General features: G+C 65.9%; 23 protein-coding genes and 1 tRNA gene. 1 reads left to right on the top strand and 23 read right to left on the bottom strand.

Annotated elements, in window-relative coordinates; all coding sequences use genetic code 11:
• Positions 1-98: 98 nt before the first annotated feature.
• The 10 genes from ftsR to CBI38_RS13345 all read right to left on the bottom strand — a co-directional run bounded on the left by ftsR (position 99) and on the right by CBI38_RS13345 (position 7,120).
• On the bottom strand, positions 99-839 hold the full coding sequence (gene ftsR / locus CBI38_RS13390) for a transcriptional regulator FtsR (RefSeq protein WP_109329482.1): 741 nt from the start codon (positions 837-839) through the stop codon (positions 99-101).
• Positions 836-1,336, bottom strand: coding sequence for a glycogen accumulation regulator GarA (gene garA / locus CBI38_RS13385; protein WP_109335060.1), 501 nt, complete (start codon positions 1,334-1,336; stop codon positions 836-838). Before garA ends, ftsR begins: the two co-directional genes overlap by 4 nt.
• A 314-nt stretch (positions 1,337-1,650) precedes the next feature.
• A complete protein-coding gene (gcvH, locus tag CBI38_RS13380) occupies positions 1,651-2,055 on the bottom strand; it encodes a glycine cleavage system protein GcvH (protein WP_109329480.1) in 405 nt (134 codons plus the stop codon).
• A gap of 42 nt (positions 2,056-2,097) precedes the next feature.
• Positions 2,098-2,841 (bottom strand): DUF881 domain-containing protein, encoded by a 744-nt coding sequence (locus CBI38_RS13375; RefSeq protein WP_109329478.1) that lies wholly within the window; start codon positions 2,839-2,841, stop codon positions 2,098-2,100.
• Positions 2,842-2,848: 7 nt separating this feature from the next.
• Positions 2,849-3,211 carry a small basic family protein gene (locus CBI38_RS13370; protein WP_109329476.1) on the bottom strand — a complete coding sequence of 121 codons (363 nt, stop codon included), beginning with the start codon at positions 3,209-3,211 and terminating at the stop codon, positions 2,849-2,851.
• 58 nt (positions 3,212-3,269) lie between these two features.
• Positions 3,270-4,133: a DUF881 domain-containing protein gene (locus CBI38_RS13365; RefSeq protein ID WP_109329474.1), complete on the bottom strand. Its 864-nt coding sequence runs from the start codon at positions 4,131-4,133 to the stop codon at positions 3,270-3,272.
• Positions 4,133-4,756, bottom strand: coding sequence for a CDP-alcohol phosphatidyltransferase family protein (locus CBI38_RS13360; RefSeq protein ID WP_109329472.1), 624 nt, complete (start codon positions 4,754-4,756; stop codon positions 4,133-4,135). Before CBI38_RS13360 ends, CBI38_RS13365 begins: the two co-directional genes overlap by 1 nt.
• Positions 4,757-4,901: 145 nt before the next feature.
• Positions 4,902-5,936: an SMP-30/gluconolactonase/LRE family protein gene (locus CBI38_RS13355; RefSeq protein ID WP_109329470.1), complete on the bottom strand. Its 1,035-nt coding sequence runs from the start codon at positions 5,934-5,936 to the stop codon at positions 4,902-4,904.
• Positions 5,937-5,976: 40 nt separating this feature from the next.
• The gene (locus tag CBI38_RS13350; RefSeq protein WP_109329468.1) at positions 5,977-6,594 is read right to left on the bottom strand and encodes an NUDIX hydrolase; all 618 of its coding nucleotides are present in this window, start codon (positions 6,592-6,594) and stop codon (positions 5,977-5,979) included.
• Positions 6,595-6,679: 85 nt separating this feature from the next.
• Entirely contained in the window at positions 6,680-7,120 is a 441-nt protein-coding gene (locus CBI38_RS13345; protein WP_109329466.1) for an SRPBCC family protein, read from the bottom strand.
• A 150-nt stretch (positions 7,121-7,270) separates the two neighbouring features.
• Here CBI38_RS13345 and CBI38_RS13340 point away from each other — a divergent pair, with 150 nt between their 5' ends.
• Positions 7,271-8,035 (top strand): L,D-transpeptidase, encoded by a 765-nt coding sequence (locus CBI38_RS13340; RefSeq protein WP_109329464.1) that lies wholly within the window; start codon positions 7,271-7,273, stop codon positions 8,033-8,035.
• A 121-nt stretch (positions 8,036-8,156) separates the two neighbouring features.
• Here the strand turns inward: CBI38_RS13340 and CBI38_RS13335 are convergent.
• From CBI38_RS13335 to recN, 13 genes are all read right to left on the bottom strand, one after another.
• Positions 8,157-8,230 (bottom strand) — tRNA-Pro (locus tag CBI38_RS13335).
• Between the two features lie 85 nt (positions 8,231-8,315).
• Entirely contained in the window at positions 8,316-9,743 is a 1,428-nt protein-coding gene (der, locus tag CBI38_RS13330; protein WP_109329462.1) for a ribosome biogenesis GTPase Der, read from the bottom strand.
• On the bottom strand, positions 9,740-10,429 hold the full coding sequence (gene cmk / locus CBI38_RS13325) for a (d)CMP kinase (protein WP_109329460.1): 690 nt from the start codon (positions 10,427-10,429) through the stop codon (positions 9,740-9,742). Before cmk ends, der begins: the two co-directional genes overlap by 4 nt.
• Positions 10,426-11,517 carry a pseudouridine synthase gene (locus CBI38_RS13320; RefSeq protein WP_109329458.1) on the bottom strand — a complete coding sequence of 364 codons (1,092 nt, stop codon included), beginning with the start codon at positions 11,515-11,517 and terminating at the stop codon, positions 10,426-10,428. Before CBI38_RS13320 ends, cmk begins: the two co-directional genes overlap by 4 nt.
• Positions 11,518-11,535: 18 nt before the next feature.
• Positions 11,536-12,255, bottom strand: coding sequence for an SMC-Scp complex subunit ScpB (gene scpB / locus CBI38_RS13315; protein ID WP_109329457.1), 720 nt, complete (start codon positions 12,253-12,255; stop codon positions 11,536-11,538).
• On the bottom strand, positions 12,252-13,133 hold the full coding sequence (locus CBI38_RS13310) for a segregation and condensation protein A (RefSeq protein ID WP_109329455.1): 882 nt from the start codon (positions 13,131-13,133) through the stop codon (positions 12,252-12,254). Before CBI38_RS13310 ends, scpB begins: the two co-directional genes overlap by 4 nt.
• On the bottom strand, positions 13,134-14,033 hold the full coding sequence (locus tag CBI38_RS13305) for a ParA family protein (protein WP_109329453.1): 900 nt from the start codon (positions 14,031-14,033) through the stop codon (positions 13,134-13,136). It abuts the gene before it with no gap.
• 160 nt (positions 14,034-14,193) lie between these two features.
• Positions 14,194-15,117, bottom strand: a complete 924-nt coding sequence (gene xerD / locus CBI38_RS13300) for a site-specific tyrosine recombinase XerD (RefSeq protein ID WP_230990169.1) — start codon at positions 15,115-15,117, stop codon at positions 14,194-14,196.
• 4 nt (positions 15,118-15,121) lie between these two features.
• Complete coding sequence (locus CBI38_RS13295; protein WP_109329449.1) at positions 15,122-15,781, bottom strand: NUDIX domain-containing protein; 660 nt, start codon at positions 15,779-15,781, stop codon at positions 15,122-15,124.
• Positions 15,782-15,794: 13 nt separating this feature from the next.
• Positions 15,795-17,561: a CTP synthase gene (locus CBI38_RS13290; protein WP_109335059.1), complete on the bottom strand. Its 1,767-nt coding sequence runs from the start codon at positions 17,559-17,561 to the stop codon at positions 15,795-15,797.
• 144 nt (positions 17,562-17,705) lie between these two features.
• Positions 17,706-18,656, bottom strand: coding sequence for a copper transporter (locus CBI38_RS13285; RefSeq protein WP_109329448.1), 951 nt, complete (start codon positions 18,654-18,656; stop codon positions 17,706-17,708).
• On the bottom strand, positions 18,653-19,837 hold the full coding sequence (steA, locus tag CBI38_RS13280; protein WP_109329446.1) for a putative cytokinetic ring protein SteA: 1,185 nt from the start codon (positions 19,835-19,837) through the stop codon (positions 18,653-18,655). The genes CBI38_RS13285 and steA overlap by 4 nt, the downstream gene beginning before the upstream one ends.
• 91 nt (positions 19,838-19,928) lie before the next feature.
• Positions 19,929-21,701, bottom strand: coding sequence for a DNA repair protein RecN (gene recN / locus CBI38_RS13275; protein ID WP_109329444.1), 1,773 nt, complete (start codon positions 21,699-21,701; stop codon positions 19,929-19,931).
• Between the last annotated feature and the right edge of the window lie 2 nt (positions 21,702-21,703).

Genomic DNA, 21,703 nt, shown 5'->3' with positions numbered 1-21,703 from the left:
CCAGGATTCTATTCGATTCGTGTCCGCTGTCGACCGTACAACCGTTCGAGCGCAGCGTCGTTGAGAAGTTCCCCGTCAGAGGCGTGCCTGGCAACGACTTACCGGTCCAGGGCACCGCGCACAGCAGACTTCACCAGACACGTATGCAGAGTCAGCGACAACGCCGCCAGTTCCCGCACCATTTCCTCGGCGCGGTCGCGGGCACCCGCGTCACGTCCCTTGGCCACCGGCCCGGCTATCTGGGCCACCAGCCCCGCCTCACGGTCGGCGGCGAGCTTGAATGCCCGCAGGTGCCGCACTTCGAGGCCGAACTCGGACATCGCCCGCGCTGTGCGTGCAAGCGTCACGGCATCCTCGTCGAAGAAGCCGGCCGGGCCGGGCACGACGAGACCTCCTCGGGTGAGTTCCACGAGGAATTTCTCGTCGATGCCTGCCCGGGACATGAGGTCGTCGCGGCTGATCCGGACTTCCCGATCGGTGAGAAACTCCTCGGGTGACACCTCACCCGGAGCGACGGTGAGCGCCCGCGGCCGGCGCGGCGACGAGTCGCCGGCACCGACCGTGGCCACACCTCTGTCGATGGCCTCGAGCTGCTCTTTGATGACCTTCAGCGGCAGATACTGGTCTCGTTGCGCAGTGAGGACGTAGCGCAGACGTTCGCAGTCGGCGATCGAGAAGCGCCGATAACCCGACGGAGTCCGCTGGGGGCTGATGAGACCCTCGGCTTCGAGGAATCGGATCTTCGAGATCGTCACATCAGGGAAATCGGGCCGCAGTCGATCCAGCACCGAGCCGATCGACATTCCCGATTGCGCCTGCTGCTGCCGCACCGCGGTCATTGGCTACCCGCACCAGCTGACGTCTCACCGATCTGCGAACCACCCGCGGTGGTACGCGGACCCGTCAGGAACACCAGTCGGAACTTCCCGATCTGGACCTCGTCACCATTGGCCAGCACCGCGGAGTCGACCGGTTCCCGGTTGACGTACGTGCCGTTGAGGCTTCCCACGTCGACGACCTGGAATTCGTCGTCCTCCTGGCGGAACTCCGCATGACGACGGCTGACCGTCACGTCGTCGAGGAAGATGTCGCTGTCGGGATGGCGCCCCGCAGAGGTCGTCGGCTGGTCGAGCAGGAAGCGTGAACCCGCGTTGGGTCCGCGCTTGACGACGAGCAGAGCGGAACCTGCTGGCAGTCCCTCCACACCCGACACCGGAGCCTCCGGCGCCTGGGTTGCCGAGGAGGTGTCGAGCTCGTTGAGGAAGTCCGCGCGGAAGACCGACGTCGTTTCCGCCGGGGACTCCCCATAAACCGCGTCATTGCCGTTCTCGCTCACCGTTTCTCCTCCTAGTTCGATCATCCAGCAAGATTCGCTGGACTACGCAATGCCACTCGGTTCTACATAATTCGATATTCGTGCACATTATCTTCCGTGCACTGCCACAACCACAGTCAAACTACGGACCTGCGCCCCGACACGGCACATGCGTTCACCTCGACCGTACCCTGCGCGCGCCGGTGCGTGTAGTAAGACAGGCCGCCAGCACATTACGAACCGGTAATACGCCGCCGGAACGACCCGTCGTGACCGAGACGCGGGCCGCCGCGTTCCCGGAGGCGGCGGAACGCCGCTTCCTCGGCCCGCCGAGATCAGCCTGCGGTGATGTCCGCATAGGCTGCCGCATCCAACATCTCCGCGAGGGCGGCGTCGAGCGTCGCCTCGTCGTCGACCCCGAGATCGACGAGCCAGCCCTGCGCGTACGGCGCCGAGTTCACGAGTTCCGGGTTGCCGTCCAGATCAGCATTTGCGGCAACGACTTTCGCCGTGAGGGGCGCGAAGATGTCGGACACACTCTTGGTGGATTCCACTTCGCCGAGCGATTCGCCCGCAGTCACCTCGTCGTCGACAGCGGGCAGCTGAACGAACACCACGTCACCGAGCTGGGACTGCGCGAAATCGGTGATGCCGATCCGTACCGTCGTGGCTCCGGTCCGCTCGACCCACTCGTGTTCGGCTGTGTACCGACGATCGGCGGGAATTTCGAGCTCACTCACAGTGGCGTCCTTTCGATGGCAATCCGCGGGCGGATGCGAAGATCAATTTCCGGGCTGAGCGTATTGGCGAGGTTTCGACTCTCGCAAGGCGGAGATCGTGACCTGCTGTGATTGTTCGATCTCGAGCTGTCCACCGCTGCGCGCGACGGTGTCGACCACCCCGCCGGGGATGTTGAGCGCGGCCGCGAGGGTGGGTGGATCCCCGATCGCGACAACGCTGTACGGCGCGGTCACGCGCTGACCGTCTATCGACAGATCGCCTGCAGACCCCGACACCCAGGAGTCGACGCCGATCCGGATGGGAGCACCCTGCGTGCCTTGCAGTGAGATGGCCTCGGCACCCGCCGCCCGCAACTCCTGCACGAGGTCGAGGAGCACTTCGGAGCCCACCCCTTTCCCTGGGTCGGTGATGCTCATCGTCACCCCGGGCCCCGTGGCCGGTGCGCTCCCCACTTGGATCGACAACGCGGTCAGGCGTGCGCGTGCCTCGTCGAGGGCGGCACCCGAGCTACCACTTCGCTGTAAAGTGTCCAGCGTCTGCTCGAGGGAAGCGATCTCCTGCCGCAGGGCCGCTTCCCGCTGGTTCAGCGTATCGAGCACGACCAAGAGGTCCGCCGGGCTCGCGGAGTCGAGCGTGTCACCGGAGCCGGTGTTCTTCACCTGAGTCACGATCGCGATTCCCAGGCCACCGAGAAGAAGTGCGGCCAGCACGGCGAAGACGACGTGGGACCGGCGCGACGCCGATTCGTCCTGGTGGAGTTCGTGTCTGCCCTCGTGACCGCTCATTGCCCGATCACGCTCCGAAGAGGCGACGGCGGAGAGCCGCCGCGTTGCCGAAGATCCGGATACCGAGCACCACGACGATCGCGGTCGACAACTGGGTGCCCACTCCCAGTTGATCCCCCAGCCACACGATCAGCGCGGCCACCAGAACGTTGAACACGAACGAGACGACGAACACCTTCGAATCGAAGATCTCGTCCAGGTAGGCACGCAGTCCGCCGAACACGGCGTCGAGCGCCGCCACCACGGCGATCGGCAGGTAGGGCTGCACGGCATCGGGCACCTGAGGGCTGAACACCACTCCGAGCACGATGCCCACCACCAGCGCGAGGACGCCGTACAGCGCCGATCCACCCTTGAGCACTGCCTTCATCCGAGCGCCGCCTCCATGTCACTAGCCCTCTCATCGAGTTCCTGGTCACTCCGCCGTCTCATCGAGTTCCTGCCACCTGCGCCGAGCGCACCTCGCGGGCCGGGGCCGCAGGAAGGTCGAGTTCGTCCGCTTCGGCCACCGAGAAGCCGATGCCGTACAGCTGAGCGATACTCGACATTCGCAAGTACGCATCGCTCACCACGAATCCCGTCTGCATCGGCCTCTGCGGTCCGATCGCAGACACCACGTACGGCGAGAACACGGGCTGATTGTCCACGAGCATCGCGCCGCCCGCCTGCCGGATCGTCACGGTAGGGCCGATCCGTACATCACCGACCGCCACGGCCTCGGCTCCGCTGGCCCACAGCGAGTTGACGACTGATTGGAGGTCGCGGTCGAGCACCACAGCCTTTCCCCCCACCGAGCGCTGCGACGAGTCGGACAGGTTGGGCCGAGCCGCGGGATCGGTCAGTGTCACGGTGAGTCCTGGACCGCGGACGGCCTCGACCGCCGCGTCACCCTCGAGGGCGCGCAGCTCCGCGAGGACGGCGGCTCCACGCGCATCACCCGCCAAGGCTGCGGCTCGAGCGTCGTCCGTGCGCACGGACAAGCCGTCGCGGGTGTCCTCGAGACTGCCGACGCGGGCTTCGGCGTCGTGTACCTTGCCGAGCAGTTCTGCCCGGACCTGTTCGGTACCCGGCAGGCGTTCGGTGGCCTGGCGGTACGCCACCGCGAGCACCAGGCCGATCAGCAGCGCACCGAGCGAAATCCATACCCGGTTTCCCCACCGGGTCTGCCGCGCATGGCCGTGTTCGCGATCCTCGGCGGCGCCTTCATAGCCGGGGTCCAGGTGATCGTTCATCAGGGACCGGAGAAGGGACGGCACCGGATTTCGGCGGACGCCGGTGTCGATCCGTTTCATCAGCGGACCTCGTGGTCGTCGCCACCCGGCGCTCGCACGGGAACGGTACGTGCCACGACGAGTGCGTTGGCGATGTACAGCAGACCGGTCCAGAGGTACAACGCTGTGCCCCAGATGAGGAGAGCGGCACCCGCAGGCTGCGCTACCGGGGCGAAATCCCAGTCGACGTGCGCGGCGAGGATCATCGGCAGCGCGAACATGAGCAGGAAGGTTGCACCCTTACCCAGATAGATCACGTCCGGTGGGGGCAATCCGCGGCGCCGGTAGATGAGCAGGGTCAGCGCCAGAACGGCGTCACGCCCGATGAGGATGGCGGCCACCCACCAGGGAATGAACCCACGCACCACGAAAGTCACCAAGGTGGTCACGACGTAGAGGCGGTCGACGAAGGGGTCGAGGAGCGCACCCAGCTTCGAGGACTGATTCAGTACCCGCGCCAGCTTGCCGTCGAGCCAGTCGGTGAATCCACTGATCATGAGGATGGCCAGCGCCCACCCGTCGGCGTGGGTGACGAGCAAGAGATAGACGAACAGCGGCACGCCGATCAAGCGGATGACACTGAGGACGTTGGGCACGGTCACGATGCGGTCCGACCGCACGATGCCCCGGTCCACCGAATCCACCACAGTCTCCCCAGCCCTCGATTGCGCAGTGTCGCGCGCTGCTCCTCGCAACGCTCTCGCCACTCTTCCACAACGGGTCCGGGCTTCAGGCGACCGTGGGCCACCTCAGCCACGTGTCACTCGTCGATGTGCGGACGCGTCCCGATCATCGCGGCGCTGGGACGCGGGCAACACAGTCCGCGGTCAGACTTCCCAGATACAGCCACCCCTCATGCTCCCGGACGCCGGTGATGGGTGAGTAGCTTCCTCTACCACCGCGCAGACTATGCACGATCGTGCCGTTCGAGTCGAGGGCGATCACCCAGCCGGCACGCCGCGGCGCGGGCTGCACCGCTTCGGGCAGATTTGCTGCCAGAATCCGTAACGTCGGATACGGCGCGAGCATGTCGAGCACTCTCATGCGCGGACTGTAGAGCGCGACCCAGAACAGACCGGCAGACGTGTGCGACGTCATGTTGTCGGGAATGCCGGGGAGGTTCTCCGCCCATACCGACACGCTCCCCCGAGACGGGCCCGTGAGGTCGACGCGAGAAATACGATAGGCCCCGGTCTCGGCGACCAGGACGAAGGATTCGTCTGCCGCCAATCCGACGCCGTTGGCGAACTGCAACCCCTCTGCGAGGAGATCGGTCTCCCCCGTCTTCGGGTCCAACCGGAGCAATCGGCCGGTCCCCCGGTGCTCGAGAAGATCGTACCGATGATCATCGATGGTGAAGCGGGCCGACGAGTCGGTGAAATACACGATCCCGTCACGGCCGACGGCAGAGTTGTTGCACGCCAGGATCGGTCGCCCCACAGCGGATTCGGCCAGCACCTCGACGCGCCCACTGTCATCTACCCGCAGGACCCCGCGCGCGGCATCACACACGAGAAATCGGCCGTCGTCCAGCACCTCGATCCCGAGTGGGCGCCCGCCGGTGTCGGCGATCGGCATAGCCTTCCCGTGGATATCGAACCGCCAGATCCGACCGTCGTTGCCCCCGGTGATCACCCGTCCCTCGGCATCGACGGCAACGTCTTCCGGGCCTTCACCGGACGGCAACTGCCATCGCTCGGGATCGTCGAGCACTCGGTTGGGCGCGAGAAGACCTGTGGGAGTGGGCGGTGCGGGAGCATGCCAGACGACAGGGTCGACGCCGGTGCGGTCGAACTTGCGAGCCACGGATTCGAAGATGGTCACAGGGTGTGACCCTAGTCGCAGCGACCCCACTGTGATTCGGCTAACGCCAAGCGAAGACCGGTTGGTCGAACCCGTCGATCCGGGTGTGGCGGCCGTGGAGCGCGACTTCCCGAAATTGGTACACCACCGCGCCGGTCGGCGCGTGTACCAGGTGTCGCCGGAACGGCCATTGAATCACCGGCTTCGACGATTCGGGGATGTCGACGAACCGCGGCTCGGTGTCGATTTCGGGAAGTCCCACCGCGAAAACTTCCGCCACCTCCTCGAGATGGGGAACGAGAGTAGTGATCGATCGATCCGACCACACGACGAAGGGGGTGATGACGTAGCCGGAGCGGGTGACGTAGTCGTCGAGGCGGCCGAGAACCGCGGACGGCTCCACATCGAGACCGAGCTCTTCATGCAATTCACGGCGCGCCGCGTCCGCCCCGGTTTCCCCCGCATCCACGCCGCCCCCGGGCAACGCGAACTGGCCCGGGTGCGCTCGCATCTTGGTCGGGCGCATGGTGAGTGGAATGGCCTGCCCGCCCGATCCGTCGCTCATCACAGCGATCACGACTGCCGCCGATCGACGATCGGTCGGATCGACTATCCGCGGTTCGAAGTGCGCGAGCGCGTCGGCGAGGTGGTTTCTGTCGAGGACGGGCGCATCAACCATCACCCGACACTATCCGCCCCTGCATGGGATTTCCTGCCGTTTGGATCTCTCGGTACGTCCCGCGGTCGGCCGGCACACGGGAGAATCACTTCTCCGCGGCCGCCTTGATTCGCCGAGCGAAGTTCGGCGCGTCCTTGCGTGCAGCGCGGAGCGCGAGAGGAGCGATCAGCTTGCCGATTCCGTGGCCTTCCAGCTCGTTGTAGATGGTGACTTTCGTGCCGGCTCCGGCCGGCTCGAGGTCGTAGCCGCCTTCCTTCGCCGTCACGATGTTCTTGGACCGTTCGGTCCACCGTATCTTTTTCGGTGCCTCGAATTCGGTCAGCTCGAATTCCCGTGTGGTGGTCACTCCGGCATCCTTCACGGTGCTGACGAACACCGTCCCGACTCCGGGTGGTCCGTCAGTGGACTTCGTGATCTTCTGCACACGGGGACTGAAATCCGGGTCGTTGACGCCTGCCGCGAGATAGGCGAACACGTACTCGATGGGGCGGTCGATCACCACGGTGCCTTCGAATCGTCCGGACATGTGCTCCTCCGTTTCGCTGACTTCCCGGAACTGACGCTACTCGCGGGACCGTCGAGCAGTCATGAAGTCGTGACATCTCCTCGGTTCCGTTCCCGGACGACGCTGTGTTTGACTGAAATGAGCTCACAGTGATGCGAAGGGCTGACGGCCATGCGGAAAGCGCAGCAGCACGGTGCACGCCTGTTTCTCGTGGCGGTTCTCGCCGTCCTGGCCTTGTGCGGGGTGAGTGCCGCCGGCGCCGCTGTACCGCCGGCCGTCGTTGCACAAGTCGTCGCTCCGGAGATCGCACCCTCGAGCGGTGAGGTCGTCGGCGTCGCGCAACCGATCATCATCCGGTTCCGATCGCCTGTTGCCGACCGGGCGAGCGCCGAACGCGCTGTCGCGATCTCACCGTCAACGCCTGTGACCGGACACTATTCGTGGATCGATGACAGCGAACTGCGGTGGACCCCCGACGCTTTCTGGCCGGCGCACACCGCGGTCACCGTCGAATTCGCGGGATCGAAGTCCCAGTTCCAGGTCGGCGACGCGCTGGTCGCCGTAGCGAACACTACGACACACCAGTTCACCGTGAGCATCAACGACCGCGTAGTGCACACCATGCCGGCGTCGTTTGGCAAACCCGGCTACGAAACGCCGCTCGGCACGTTCCCCGTCCTCGAGAAGTTCCGCGACATGGTGATGGACTCGTCGACGTACGGCGTCCCGATCGACTCCCCGGAGGGGTACCGGCTCTACGTGGAGTACGCCACCCGCATCACCTGGGGCGGGATCTTCATCCACGGCGCGCCGTGGTCGGTGGCCTCGCAGGGGCGCGAGAACGTCAGTCACGGCTGTATCAATCTCAGCATCGAGAATGCGCGATGGTTCTACGACCACGCCAAGATCGGTGACCCCGTCATCGTCACGAACTGACGCCAGAGCGCTTCCTCGGCATTGCCTTCCCGCCATCGGTGTCCGCAAGTCTCGCGCGAGGGAGCAAGGCCAGAAACGACAATGACCTGGCGGACGTGTTCGTCCACCAGGTCATGTGCGGTCGGGCTGACAGGATTTGAACCTGCGACCACTTGACCCCCAGTCAAGTGCGCTACCAAGCTGCGCCACAGCCCGTCCACACCCTCGTTCAGGTGCTCGATGAGATTACATCAGTGGCAGTCCTCAACGCTAATCGCCTGGTCAGGGCGATTCTCCCGAACTACCGTCCGCGTCGGTCCCGCTTCTCCCGGACACGTACCGAGATCCGGACGGGGCTGCCGTCGAAGTTGAACTCCTCACGCAGGCGCCGCTCGAGGAATCGCCGGTACCCGGCCTCGAGGAAACCGGTAGTGAACAGTACGAAGGTCGGCGGCCGCGTTCCGGCCTGGGTGGCGAACATCACCCGTGGGAGACGTCCACCACGCATCGGCGGCGGGGTGGCAGCCACGACTTCCTTCAGCCAGTTGTTGAGCCGGCCGGTCGGAATGCGCTTGTCCCAGGACTCGAGCGCCGTGTCCAGCGCGGGTACCAACTTCTGTACCGCCCGACCCGTGTGCGCCGAGATATTGACCCGCTGGGCCCACGGCACCCGGACCAGGTCCCGGTCGACTTCCCGATCGAGCTGAAGGCGGCGATCCTCGTCGACGAGATCCCACTTGTTGAAGGCGATCACGAGCGCGCGACCCGCATCGGCCACCATGCTGAGCACGCGCAGGTCCTGCTCCGAGATCGGCTCGGACGCATCGATGAGCAGAATCGCGACCTCGGCGGCCTCGATGGCGCTCTTCGTGCGTAGGGAGGCGTAGAACTCAGCACCGCTGGCGTGACTGACGCGCTTGCGCAAGCCTGCCGTGTCGACGAATCGCCACGGCCGGCCACCGAGCTCGACGATCGAGTCGACCGGGTCGACGGTAGTGCCCGCGACGTTGTGGACGACGGAACGCTCGTCACCCGACAGCTTGTTCAGCAGACTCGACTTGCCGACGTTCGGTTTGCCGACCAGAGCGACACGCCTCGGACCGCCACCCGGGATACCTTCGCGAGGGGTTTCGGGCAGCGCGGCGAGAACCTCGTCCAGGAGGTCGCCGGTACCTCGGCCGTGTGTCGCACTCACCGAGTGCGGTTGCCCGAGGCCCAGCGACCACAGGGCCGCAACCTCGGATTCGGTGCGCCCGTCGTCAACCTTGTTGGCTACCAGCAAGACTGGAGTTTTGGAGCGGCGCAGGACCTTGGCGACGGCCTCATCGGTGGCGGTAGCGCCGACAACGGCGTCGACCACGAGGAGAATCGCATCCGCGGTCTGCATCGCCAGTTCCGCCTGCCGCGCCACGGACTGCTGGAGACCCTTCGCGTCGGGCTCCCAACCACCGGTGTCCTGTACCAGGAATCGGCGACCGCTCCAGTTGGCCTCATAGGAAACGCGGTCGCGGGTCACACCGGGAATGTCCTCGACGACCGCCTCGCGACGACCGATGATGCGGTTGACCAGCGTGGATTTACCCACGTTCGGACGGCCTACCACCGCAACGGTGGGTACGGGAATATGGGCTTCGCCGTCGGTTCCGTCTTCCAGATCGACGACTTCCCAGTCGGACTCTTCGCTCCACGTTCCGTCGCCCGCGAATTCAGTTGTGAATTGTTCGGTCACTGCACTGCTCCAGTTCTCTCGCTTACCACCAGCAGCAACCTGCCGATCACGTCGTCGATTCCGAGTTCGCTGGTGTCGACCAGCACAGAATCTTCTGCCGGCCGCAGCGGCGACACGGCGCGTGTGGAGTCGAGGTGGTCGCGGCGCTCGACGTCGGCGAGGACCGCGGCGTAATCGTCACCCCGCCCCTCCGCGAGATTCTGCGCGTTCCTGCGCTGAGCGCGGGCGGCCGACGAAGCGGTGAGAAAAATCTTTACGTCGGCGTCGGGCAGGACGACCGTCCCGATGTCCCGCCCTTCCACGACGATCCGGTCCGCATCCGCTGTCAGACGACGCTGCGCCTCGACGAGGCGAGCGCGAACGGCAGGGACGGCGGAGACGGCAGAGACAGCTTTGGTGACCGCGTCCCCTCGAATCTCCTGGGCGACGTCCTCACCGTCGAGCAGAACCTGCTCACGGGTGGGGTCGGTGCCGATCGACCAGGGCAGACCGGCGGTGGCGTCGGCAATCGCGTCGGGATCCCCGAGGTCCACTCCCTTGCGGAGGACGTGCAAGGTTGCGATGCGGTACATGGCACCGGTGTCGAGGTAGCGGGCTCCGAGCTCCTGCGCCAGCTGCCGCGACACACTCGACTTGCCGGTTCCGGACGGCCCGTCCATGGCGACGACCAGCGAGGCGGCGCTCACAGACCCACCGCCCCGTACAGGCCGCCGACCTCGCCGCGGCCGAGGACTCGCAGCGTTCCCGGGCGCTGTTCACCCAGGGCCACGGGACCGATGTCCGTCCGGACGAGCCGGATCACCGGATGCCCGACTGCGTCGAACAGTCGGCGCACGATGTGCTTGCGGCCTTCATGGAGCGTGACCCGGACCAAGGACTTGCCCTCGTTGATGTCGAGGAGGGTGAAGGTGTCGACTTTTGCCGGCCCGTCGTCGAGTTCGACGCCCTCTTTGAGCTTCTTCCCGACACCGCGCTCGAGTGCACCGGACACGGTCGCCAGATAGGTCTTCGACACCTCGAACGACGGGTGCATGAGCCGATGGGCCAGATCCCCGTCGTTGGTCAGCAGCAGCAGACCCTCGGTGTCAGCGTCGAGGCGGCCCACGTGGAACAGCCGCTGACCGGCCGCGACCCTTTCGGAGACGATGTCACCCACGCACGGACGACCGAGGTCGTCGGACATGGTCGACTGCCACCCGCGTGGCTTGTTCAGCGCGAGATGGACCAGATCCTTCTGGACGACGACGCGTACACCGTCCACGCGAACGACAGCGTTTTCGGGGTCGATCCGCAACCCCTGCTCGATCACGATGCGACCGTCGACCTCGACCCGGCCCCGGGAGATCAGTTCCTCGGCGGCGCGACGTGACGCGACTCCAGCCTGGGCGAGCACCTTCTGCAACCGCACACCGTCGCCCTGTGGGGGCCCGACAGGCCTTTCGGCGTCTGCATGCTGGTGCCGGGCGGGCTTGGCATTGCTGACCTTGGGCGCCTGAGTTTGCGCGCGCTGGGGTTTGGCCGATTTCGGCTTGCCCCGCTTGTTCGTGGCCACCGGGGCTTCCGGCCTGCCGGTTCGAGTCTTCGCGGCGTCCGGCCTGCCTGAGCGGCCCTTCGCGGCGTCCGGCCGACCTGTTCGGGTCGTTGCGGCCTCCGGCCGACCTGGACGCTGGCCGGTCTCCGACCGGCCCGACCTGTGGCCGGTCTCCGTCTTGTCGGTGCGATGCTTGTTGTTGTTGCGATCCGGTGTGCCATCTCGGCGAGCGGGTTTCTTCACTTTTTTCTACGATCCCTGTCAGTCTTCGGTGTCGAGCCCGGTGTCCAACTTGTCCGTGGACGCCGTAGCTTTATTCATTCTCGCAAATCGTGGGTCAGATTCCAGACTGTCGCTGATGTCGTCTATCAGGTCCACGTCCGGCAGCAACGGGGCCAGGGCGGGCAGATCGGCCAGAGAGGCCAAGCCGAGCCGTTCCAGGAAGAGCTCCGTCGTCGAATACTGCGTGGCGTTGGTATCGGGATCGACCCCGGCTTCGGCGATCAATCCACGAGCGAGAAGCGTGCGCACCACACCATCCACGTTGACGCCGCGCACCGCACTGATCCGTGCGCGGGTCAACGGTTGACGGTATGCCACGACAGCAAGAGTCTCCAAAGCAGCCCTCGTCAGCTTGGAGCGTGCCCCGTCCAGCAACAGGCGCTCCACGTAGGGCGCATAGACGGTGCGGGTATAGAGACGCCAACCGTCACCGGCATATCGGAGGTCCATGCCACTACTGCGAGCGGTGAGCTCGGCGGACATCCGGTTGAGGGTTTCAGTGATGCGTTTCACAGAAGCCCCGGTCACGGAGGACAGCAGATCGACCCCGGCAGGCGAATCGACGATCAACAGCAGCGACTCCAGAATGGCCTCGAGCTCGGCGTCCGACAGTTCGTCGTCACCGCCGAGCGAAGCCGGCTCGTCGTCACTGCCGGAGGCATGGGGCTCGTGGGGCTCGTCGTGCGGGGCCGAGCTCATCCGTAATCCTCCTCGGTCACCGGGAGACGGACGTCGCCCCCGGTCCAGCTCACCAACAATTCACCGAGAGGCTCGGGTTGCTCGAACAGCACCGACTGCTCGCGGTACAGCTCGAGCAACGCGAGAAATCGTGCCACGATCTCGACTGCTACCTCACATTCCGACACCAGTTCACCGAAGCTCGCCCATTGATTCGCGCCACGTCCGCGAAGCAGTTCCAGTATCCGGGCCGCCTGCTCGGGCACCGACACCGCGTGCATGTCGTGCAGGTGGTCGAGTCCCACGGTCGGAGTCGGGCGGGGGGTGAACACGGTTGCGGCGATCTCGGCGAACCGCTGCGGGTCGACCCCGAGCAACACCTCGGGAAGCAGGCTTGTGAACTGGTCTTCCAGCGCGACCGATCGCGGATATCGCCGAAGGGCCGCGGCTTCGAGTTCGCCGAACAGCTGGGCCGCCTGCTTGTACGCGCGATATTGGAGCAGTCGGGCAAACAGCAGGTCACGGGCCTCGAGCAGGGCCAGATCCTCGGCGTCCTCCACCTGTCCGGCCGGCAGAAGTCGCGCCGCCTTGAGGTCGAGGAGTGTTGCGGCGACCACCAGGAACTCGGTGGTCTGGTCGAGGCCCATCTCCGCACCGAGTTCGCGGGTGTAGACGATGAAGTCGTCGGTCACCTGATGGAGCGCGACTTCCGTTACGTCGAGCTCACGCTGGTTGATGAGCGTGAGCAGCAGGTCGAACGGTCCCTCGAAGTTCCGCAGGGTCACCCGGAAGCCGGCCTTGACGGCGGAGGCCTGCTGATCGTTCGACTCGGCCGGCACCGATGCCGCGCCGGGATTCTCGGTGTGCGATGGAGCCACGACGTTCTGGGTGTTCACCACTTACCGGCCGGAACGGTGGATGACCTCACGGGCCAACGCGCGGTACGCCTCGGCACCGGGCGACTTCGGCGCCCAGGTGGTGATCGGCTCACCGGCCACAGAGGTCTCCGGGAATCGTACGGTCCGGTTGATCACCGTGTCATACACCACATCGCCGAACACCTCGACCACCCTGGCCATCACCTCGCGGGCGTGGAGCGTGCGGGCGTCGAACATGGTCACCACGATCCCGGCGAGTTCGAGCTTCGGGTTCAGTCGGTCGTGCACCTTTTCGACGGTGTCGTTGAGCAGCGCCAGTCCACGCAGGCTGAAGTATTCGCATTCCATGGGGATGATCACCGAGTCCGCGCAGGCGAGAGCGTTGACGGTAAGCAGCCCGAGGGACGGCTGGCAATCGATGAGGACGTAGTCGTACCGGTCCAGCACGGGATGCAGCACCCGGCCCAGGGTCTGTTCCCGTCCGACCTCGGTGACGAGCTGGATCTCCGCGGCGGAGAGGTCGATGTTGCTCGGTAACAGGTCGAGATTCTCGACGCGTGTCCGCATCAGCACGTCGTCGATCGACACGCGGGGTTCGACGAGCAGGTTGTGCACGGTGAGGTCGAGGTCGTGGTGCGCGACCCCCAGGCCGGCAGACAGCGCGCCCTGCGGGTCGAGATCGACGAGCAGGACCCGACGGCCGTACTCGGCGAGGGACGCCCCCAGATTGATCGTGGACGTCGTCTTCCCGACCCCACCTTTCTGGTTGCACATCGCGACGATCCTCGCGGGACCGTGGGATGGCAGCGGCGTGGGTTCCGGCACCGCACGGGTCGGTCTCCCCGTGGGGCCGAGCTCACCCGATTCGACGACGGTGTCGTCGAACAGGGCTGCGGGGTCGGTCTGTCGCATGTCGAACATGTCGCCCTCCGATTGCGAGTGCCCTGACTCCGCTGCTGGCGGCTGCGGTGTCACCACGGTCCGATGATCCCCTGTTCTCTCGATGCTCGCTGTCGATCACACATCGTTATACGAACGCTACCGCTTCGTACCGTGAATATTCCCCTCGACACGCGTTCGCCTACCGCGCCCGAGGGTGCGCGTGGGCCCACACTTCACGCAGCGCACCCACCGTGACCAGGGTATATATCTGTGTGGTCGTGACGGAGGCGTGTCCGAGCAACTCTTGGACGACGCGCACATCGGCGCCCCCGTCCAAAAGGTGAGTGGCAAACGAGTGCCGCAGCGTGTGCGGCGAGACCGCTACCGTGATCCCGGCAGCCTCCGCCGCAGTCTGCAACACCTTCCAAGCGCTCTGCCGTGACAGTCGACCACCGCGGACATTGAGGAAGAGCGCGGGCGTGCCCCGCGACATCAGCGCCGGCCGGCCGCGGACCAGGTAGGCGTCGAGGGCTTCGACCGCGGGCCTGCCCACGGGGACGACCCGATGCTTTCCGCCCTTACCGCGGAGCAGGACAGAGCGGTTCTCGGTGTCGATATCGTCTACATCGAGGCCGACCGCTTCGGAGATGCGGGCCCCCGTGGAGTACAGCAACTCGAGAAGAGCGCGGTCTCGCACCGCTCTGGGCCCGTCGGCGGGCCCTCCGCCCCCGACGGCCTCGAGTAGAGACAGCACCTCGCGGACGGGCAACGATTTGGGAAGCCGAGTGGCCGGCGAGGGTGGTCGGACTACCCGAGCCACGTCCACCGCCGCGATCCCCTCCGCGGTGGCAAAACGGTGAAACCCGCGCACCGCGATCAACGCGCGGGCGGCCGAACTCGCGGCCAGCGCCGGCAGGCCGCGCGCGGGGTCACCGCTGCGCAGCGCGACGACGAATTCACTGACATCCTGCTCGCGGACCCGTCCGATGTCCGTGATCCCTCGATCGGCGAGGAATTGTGTGTACCGCGACAGGTCACGCCGATACGAAGAGATGGTGTTGCGGGCAGCACCGCGTTCGACTGCCAGGTGATCGAGGTACGTCTCGACCTGCCGCGCGATCACCGGATCATTCTCCGGCGGCTTCGACCCCGGCACGTGAGCGTTTTCTCTCACTGAAACTCGCCGGACGATCGACCCACGGTGCATCCCGGTCGCGTAGTGGCGTGTCGGGTCGCGACTTGATTGCGGCCAACGACATGATCCCGGAAACCGCGGTGGCGTTGACGATCTCACCGCGCAGGACCATCGCCACCGCCTCGTCGAGCGGGAACCGCTCTATCTCGAGGTCGGCCTCTTCGTGCTCCGGTTCGGGCCGGTGGACGGTGTAGAGGTCCTCCGCGAGAAACACCCGCACCGACTCGTCGGTGAAGCCGGGCGAGACAGCCACGTCCACGAGGACCGCCCACTGTTTCGCCGCGAGTCCTGTTTCCTCGGCCAACTCCCGCTTCGCAGCCTCCAGCGGGTCCTCGTCCGGTTCGTCGAGGAGGCCCGCCGGAATCTCCCACAGCCGGCGGCCCACCGGGTGCCGGTACTGGTGGATGAGGACGAGTCGGTTCTCGTCGTCGAGCACCACGACTGCAACTGCGCCGTGATGCTCGACGACCTCTCGTTCGGCTGTCCGCCCATTCGGCATCGCCACCTCGTCCAGACGCAATGCCAGGATGGCCCCGCTGTAGACGACGCGCGAGTCGAGAATGTCGAATTCGTGCCGATCGGTGTCGGTCATGCGCCGGCTCTACTTATCCGGCACTGTCGATCGACGCCCGGTCGGTGGCGGCCACCTCGTCCGCCACGGCGACCTCGACCGTCCGCTCCTCACCGTGGACGTCGACGGGAAGGCGTTCTTCGAGCTTGTACGTCAACGCCGCTGCGACGAATGCTGCGAACAAGGGGTGCGGACGAGTCGGACGGCTCTTGAGCTCCGGGTGGGCCTGCGTCGCGACGAAGAACGGATGCTGCTTCGCCGGGTACTCGACGAACTCGACGAGGTGCCCGTCCGGCGAGGTCCCACTGAAGAGAAGACCGCTCTTGGCGATGCGGTCGCGGTAGGCATTGTTGACCTCGTAGCGGTGCCGATGACGTTCGGAAACCTGCTCGCTGCCGTACGCCCGCGCAACGACCGAACCCTTGGCCAGCACGGCCGGATAGGCGCCGAGGCGCATCGTTCCACCGAGGTCGGCTTCGCCGGCCACGACGTCTTCCTGATCGGCCATCGTGGAGATGACCGGGTGCGTAGTCTCGGGCTCGAACTCCGCAGAGTTGGCATCCTCGAGCCCCACGCTGCGGGCGGCCTCGATCACGACGCACTGCAAGCCGAGGCACAGGCCGAGCAGTGGGATCTTGCGGTGGCGCGCATACCGGATGGCGCCGAGCTTGCCCTCGATGCCACGGATCCCGAAGCCGCCGGGAATCAGCACCCCGTCCACATCCCCCAGCGCTGCCTGCGCTCCGGCTTCGGTCTCACAGGCGTCCGAGGGAACCCAGGAGATCTCCACCTTGGATCGATGAGCGAACCCTCCCGCTCGCAGTGCCTCGGTGACCGACAGGTACGCGTCGGGAAGGTCGACATACTTGCCGACGAGCGCGATCCGCACCGTCTCGCGCGGCTGGTGGACGCGCTCGAGAAGATTTCCCCAGACCGTCCAGTCCACGTCCCGGAACGGTAGCCCCAGCTGACGCACGACGTATGCGTCGAGGCCCTCGCTGTGAAGAACCTTCGGGATGTCGTAGATCGACGGCGCGTCGGGTGTCGAGATACATCCGTCGACGTCGACGTCACACATCAGCGCGATCTTGTTCTTCAGCGCCGGCGGGACCTCGCGGTCGCAGCGCAGGATCAGCGCGTCGGGCTGGATACCGATGTTCCGCAGCGCGGCAACCGAGTGCTGGGTGGGCTTCGTCTTCAGCTCACCCGACGGCGCCAGGTACGGAACCAGAGAGACGTGGAGGAAGAAGACATTGTCGCGGCCGACGTCGTGTCGCACCTGACGGGCCGCCTCGAGGAACGGCTGCGACTCGATGTCGCCGACGGTGCCGCCGATCTCGGTGATCACCACATCGGGACGCTGACCCTGCAGGTCCGGCCCACTCATGGCGAGGATGCGGCTCTTGATTTCGTCCGTGATGTGCGGAATGACCTGGACGGTGTCCCCGAGATACTCCCCCCGCCGTTCCTTGGCGATGACCGTCGAATACACCTGGCCCGTGGTCACATTCGCCTGACCGGAAAGGTCGCGATCGAGGAAGCGCTCGTAGTGGCCGACATCGAGGTCGGTTTCGGCGCCGTCTTCCGTCACGAAGACTTCACCGTGCTGGAAGGGATTCATCGTTCCCGGATCGACGTTGAGGTACGGATCCAGTTTCTGCATGGTCACGCGCATCCCTCGCGCGGTCAGCAATTGTCCCAGACTCGAGGCTGTGAGGCCCTTGCCGAGCGAGGAGGCGACGCCGCCGCTGACGAAGATGTGCTTGGTGGCGGTACGCGAAGAAGTGCGTGACTGTGGCAAAGGGGCTCCCGTGACGACTGTGCAGGGCTTGGTCTGTTCGAGCAATGCTGGGGCCTGCCGACCCACGGGACTTCACGGTAACACCTCGGCAGACCTGCGGGAAACAACGCGCCGAGATTGCACTCCCCCAGGGTGTGACGTGCACTACGCGGGCGTCGCCCCAACCGTGACTCCGGTGGTTCCGGGTCCGGTGCCATACCGGCCGGCGGCGCCGCCGAGCTGCTCCTGCAACGACAGCGGAACGGTGATCTTTCCCGCTTCGCGGTCGATGTTGTCGATCGTCGTGAGCGCCGCCGACAGTGCGGCATCGGCACGGGCAACGGCGACCGCACCGTTTCCCTGCGCCGAAGCCGGACGACCGGCGAGGACGGTTCCACCGCCGCGCGAGTCCAACGCTCCCGCGAACCGGGCAACCACCGCGCCCCGGTTACCGCTGGCGCCGTCCTCCACGTCACGGTCCCCCGTGAGCACCACCGCGAGCTGGGCGGGCTCGACCCCGCCGTCGTCGTAGGTGATGAAACCTGCACCTCGCAACGTTTCCAGAGCGAGCGCCCTCTCCTGCGGTGAACTCTGCGGCTGACCGGTCTCCTTGCCGAGCAGAACCACCGAGCCCAGGAGGTCACCCGCCAGGCTGCCCTGATCCACGGCACCCGTCTTCAAGGTGACACCGGCGGGGATGACATTGTTGACGACCGTGCGCAGCCGGTCACCACCAGTGGCGTCGACGAACGAGTCCGTCAGGGACACCCGTCCCGTGACGCTGCCACCGGCCGCCCCAATCATCCGGTTCACCCCGTCGAGGTCGGCAGGGTCGGCGTCGGGCGTGGTCACCACGACGACAGTTCGCCCCGCAAGGGCGTCGGCCACCACCCGGCCGGCCACCGCCGAGTCGAAACCATCGGCCGAATTCAGCTGCTCGGTCAGCTGGTTGTTGCGTTCGTTCGCATTTTCGATGTCGTTCTGCAAATCAACCTTGTCGTCGCGGAGACCGGACACGAGACCGCTCGACAGCAGGCCGGATCCCAGTACCACCCCGATTGCCAGCGCCAGGAAGATCGCTGCGATCGAAATGGCATGTTGACGCAGAGAAATCACTTGAAGAACCCCTGCACCCACAGCGCAAAGCTGTTCCAGGTCGCGATAGCCCAGTCCAGAGCTTCCCCACCGACATTCGACACGACGAGGGCCACGATGACCGCGACCAGAGCGGCCAGTACGAGCAGAGCGATGGCACCTCCCGACACCCTGCTGCGGTAAAGGGTCGCCACGGCCTTGGCGTCCACCAGCTTGGGTCCGACTTTCAATCGGGTCATGAACGCCGACGGATTGCTGTCGCGGCGGCCGCGGTCGAAGAACTCGTCGAGCGAGACCGTGTTGCCCACGGTCACGATCAACGAGGCACCGTGGTGATCGGCGAGGAGCAGCGCCAGGTCGGACGGAGACCCGGAAGCCGGGAACGTCATGGCCCCAATGCCCAGATCCTGGATACGCGACAAGCCCGAGGCATGCCCGTCCTGGTCTGCCGGCAGCACCACCTCGGCGCCCGACTTCAGCGTCGCGCTGGTGATGTCCTCCGGGTCACCGACGATGAGGTCGGGCCGGTAGCCGGCAGATCTGAGAACATCGGCGCCTGCCCCCACACCGATGAGAATCGGCGAGTATTCCTTGATGAACGGCTTGAGATTTTTCAGATCCGACGCGTGATCCGGTCCGTCGGACACGATCACAACGTGCCGATCCTTCATGTCGACGTCGACATCCGGCACTCCCACCCCGTCGATGAGAAGCGGACTTTCGGTGCGAATGAACTCGATCGTGTTGCCGGAGAACGCTTCCAGGTGATCGACCAGTCCCGTCTTCGCCTCGATCATCCGATCGGAGATTTCGGCCTCGGTCTGCTCGTCGCCCTTGGCGATGCGCCGCTCCCCCGAATATACGCAGCCGCCGTCGATCCGGACCTTGCTTCCGTCCTTGATGCTCTTGAAGACCTCGGTTCCCGCGGAATCGATCAGGAGGATCCCGTTGGCGACGATCACCTCCGGTCCCAGATTCGGATAGCGCCCCGAAATCGACGGAGACGCGTTGACCACTGCGAGAACGCCGGCCTTGACCAAGGCGTCCGCGGTACCGCGATCGAGGTCGAGCTCGTCGAGAACGACGACGTCGCCTGGCCCGACACGCCTCAGCAGCTTGGCTGTGTTGCGGTCCACCCTGGCGATGCCGCTGACCCCAGGCAAAGTTTCGGTGTTACGTGACAGCAGTGCCGGCATCTTCATAGCTTCGATGATGACGCGGATGCACAGCCCACCTGTGGAGGCGCGCCGAACCAGCTACCACATCGGTCCCACCATCACCAACAGTTTTCGTTCAGACAGCACGTTCGGCTTTTGCCGTGGCAAGCAGTTCCTCAGCGTGCGCACGACCGGTTTCCGTGTCGTCGAGACCGGCGAGCATCCTGGCCAGTTCCACGACCCGCTCGTCATCGGTGAGGGTGCGCACCCCGCTACTGACGACTCCGTCGGCGTCGTCGACCTTGTCGACCACCAGATGGGTATCGGCGAATGCCGCCACCTGCGGCAGGTGGGTCACCACGATCACCTGGTGGGTTCTCGCCAACCGGCCCAGTCGCTTGCCGATCTCGACGGCAGCGCGGCCGCCAACCCCTGCGTCGACCTCGTCGAACACCATGGTCGCACCCGAATCGGATCCGGCAAGCACCACCTCGAGTGCAAGCATCACCCGGGAAAGTTCACCGCCCGAGGCGCTCTTGCTGATCGGCAGCGACTGTGCGCCACTATGGGCCGACAAACGAAACTCGACTTCGTCGACACCCGACGACCCGGCATGCACCTGCGCGCCCTCCACGGTGAGCGGAGCGGTGTCCTGAGGGCCCGCCGCACGTGCGCGTACCGACACGTCGAGAGCTGCGCGGCCCATCGCGAGACCGGACAGCTCCGAACTCACTGCCTTGGCGAGCTTGGCCGCAGCCTTGACACGGGCGGCAGTGAGTTTCGATGCCGCCTCGGCAGTCGCCGCCGCCGAATCCTCCACCTGCTTCGTCAGCGCGGCCAGCGCATCGGACGACACATCGATCTTCTCGAGCCGCGCCCGCGCGTTCTCGGCCCACTCGAGCACGCCGTCGACGTCCGCAGCGTACTTGCGCGTGAGGTTCTTGAGCTCCGCCTGCCTCGACAACAGCGAGTCCAGCGCGCCGGGGTCCGCGGGCAGTCCGGCCAGGTAGGTGGTGAGGTCGGCCGACACGTCCGTGACCACGGCGATGGCATCCGCAAGACGCGAACCCAACCCGTCGAGTTCCGGATCGGTGGCGGACTCGATACGGGCGCGAGCTTCGGACAGCAAGCCGAGGGCGGGCGGCGACACGCCGTCACCGTCCATCTCGTCACCGCCGGCAAGCGCGGTCTGCGCCTCCTGCGCTGCCGACCGCAAGGAGTCGAGTTCGCTGAGCCTGCGCACTTCGGCGACGATCGACTCGTCCTCCCCTGGGGTGGGGGCGATGCCGTCGATTTCGTTGAGAGCAAACGTCAGCTGATCGGCCTCCTGCGCGAGTTCGCGCGTGCGGCCGGTTCGCTCGATCAACTCCGATCGCGCGGTCAGCCATTCGTCGCGGTGCTTGCGGTACCGCGCCAGGAGAGGGCCGACGGTTTTCTCCGCGAATCGGTCGAGCGCAGCACGCTGCTGGTCGGGGCGCAACAGCCGCAGTTGGTCGTTCTGCCCGTGCACGGTCAGTAGCGGGTCGGTGAAGTCGGACAGCACTCCGGCGGGGACACTGCGGCCGCCGAGGTGCGCGCGCGAGCGGCCGTCGCTGCTGACGGTCCGCACCGCGATGATGGTGCCGTCTTCGTCCCGCTCGGCGCCGGTCGACTCGAGCAACTCGGTGACGGCCCGCTCGACGCGTTCGGAATTCTCGTCCGTCACGAAACGACCTTCGACGACGGCTCGCGGCGCCCCGAGACGCACCCGGCCCGCGTCTGCCCGGGCACCGCTGAGGAGATGGAGGCTGGTCACCACCATCGTCTTTCCGGCGCCTGTCTCACCGGTGAGTACTGTCAAGCCTTCGTGGAACTGCGCGGACGCCTCGGAGATCACACCGAGGTTGTCGATCCTGATCTCTGCCAGCACGT

Source organism: Rhodococcus oxybenzonivorans (assembly GCF_003130705.1).
Lineage (GTDB): Bacteria > Actinomycetota > Actinomycetes > Mycobacteriales > Mycobacteriaceae > Rhodococcus_F > Rhodococcus_F oxybenzonivorans.
Note: the sequence above shows the minus strand (reverse complement) of the source record. Positions and strands in the feature narration are given on the sequence as shown.

What these genes read in the sequence shown, in the direction of transcription:
- CBI38_RS13350 (WP_109329468.1), bottom strand. Translation starts at nt 6,594, where the DNA reads ATGGTTGATGCGCCCGTCCTCGACAGAAACCACCTCGCCGACGCGCTC.
- CBI38_RS13340 (WP_109329464.1), top strand. Translation starts at nt 7,271, where the DNA reads ATGCGGAAAGCGCAGCAGCACGGTGCACGCCTGTTTCTCGTGGCGGTT.
- scpB (WP_109329457.1), bottom strand. Translation starts at nt 12,255, where the DNA reads ATGAGCTCGGCCCCGCACGACGAGCCCCACGAGCCCCATGCCTCCGGC.
- CBI38_RS13375 (WP_109329478.1), bottom strand. Translation starts at nt 2,841, where the DNA reads ATGAGCGGTCACGAGGGCAGACACGAACTCCACCAGGACGAATCGGCG.
- CBI38_RS13365 (WP_109329474.1), bottom strand. Translation starts at nt 4,133, where the DNA reads ATGAAACGGATCGACACCGGCGTCCGCCGAAATCCGGTGCCGTCCCTT.
- CBI38_RS13345 (WP_109329466.1), bottom strand. Translation starts at nt 7,120, where the DNA reads ATGTCCGGACGATTCGAAGGCACCGTGGTGATCGACCGCCCCATCGAG.
- CBI38_RS13370 (WP_109329476.1), bottom strand. Translation starts at nt 3,211, where the DNA reads ATGAAGGCAGTGCTCAAGGGTGGATCGGCGCTGTACGGCGTCCTCGCG.
- CBI38_RS13305 (WP_109329453.1), bottom strand. Translation starts at nt 14,033, where the DNA reads ATGTTCGACATGCGACAGACCGACCCCGCAGCCCTGTTCGACGACACC.
- CBI38_RS13295 (WP_109329449.1), bottom strand. Translation starts at nt 15,781, where the DNA reads ATGACCGACACCGATCGGCACGAATTCGACATTCTCGACTCGCGCGTC.
- ftsR (WP_109329482.1), bottom strand. Translation starts at nt 839, where the DNA reads ATGACCGCGGTGCGGCAGCAGCAGGCGCAATCGGGAATGTCGATCGGC.
- steA (WP_109329446.1), bottom strand. Translation starts at nt 19,837, where the DNA reads ATGAAGATGCCGGCACTGCTGTCACGTAACACCGAAACTTTGCCTGGG.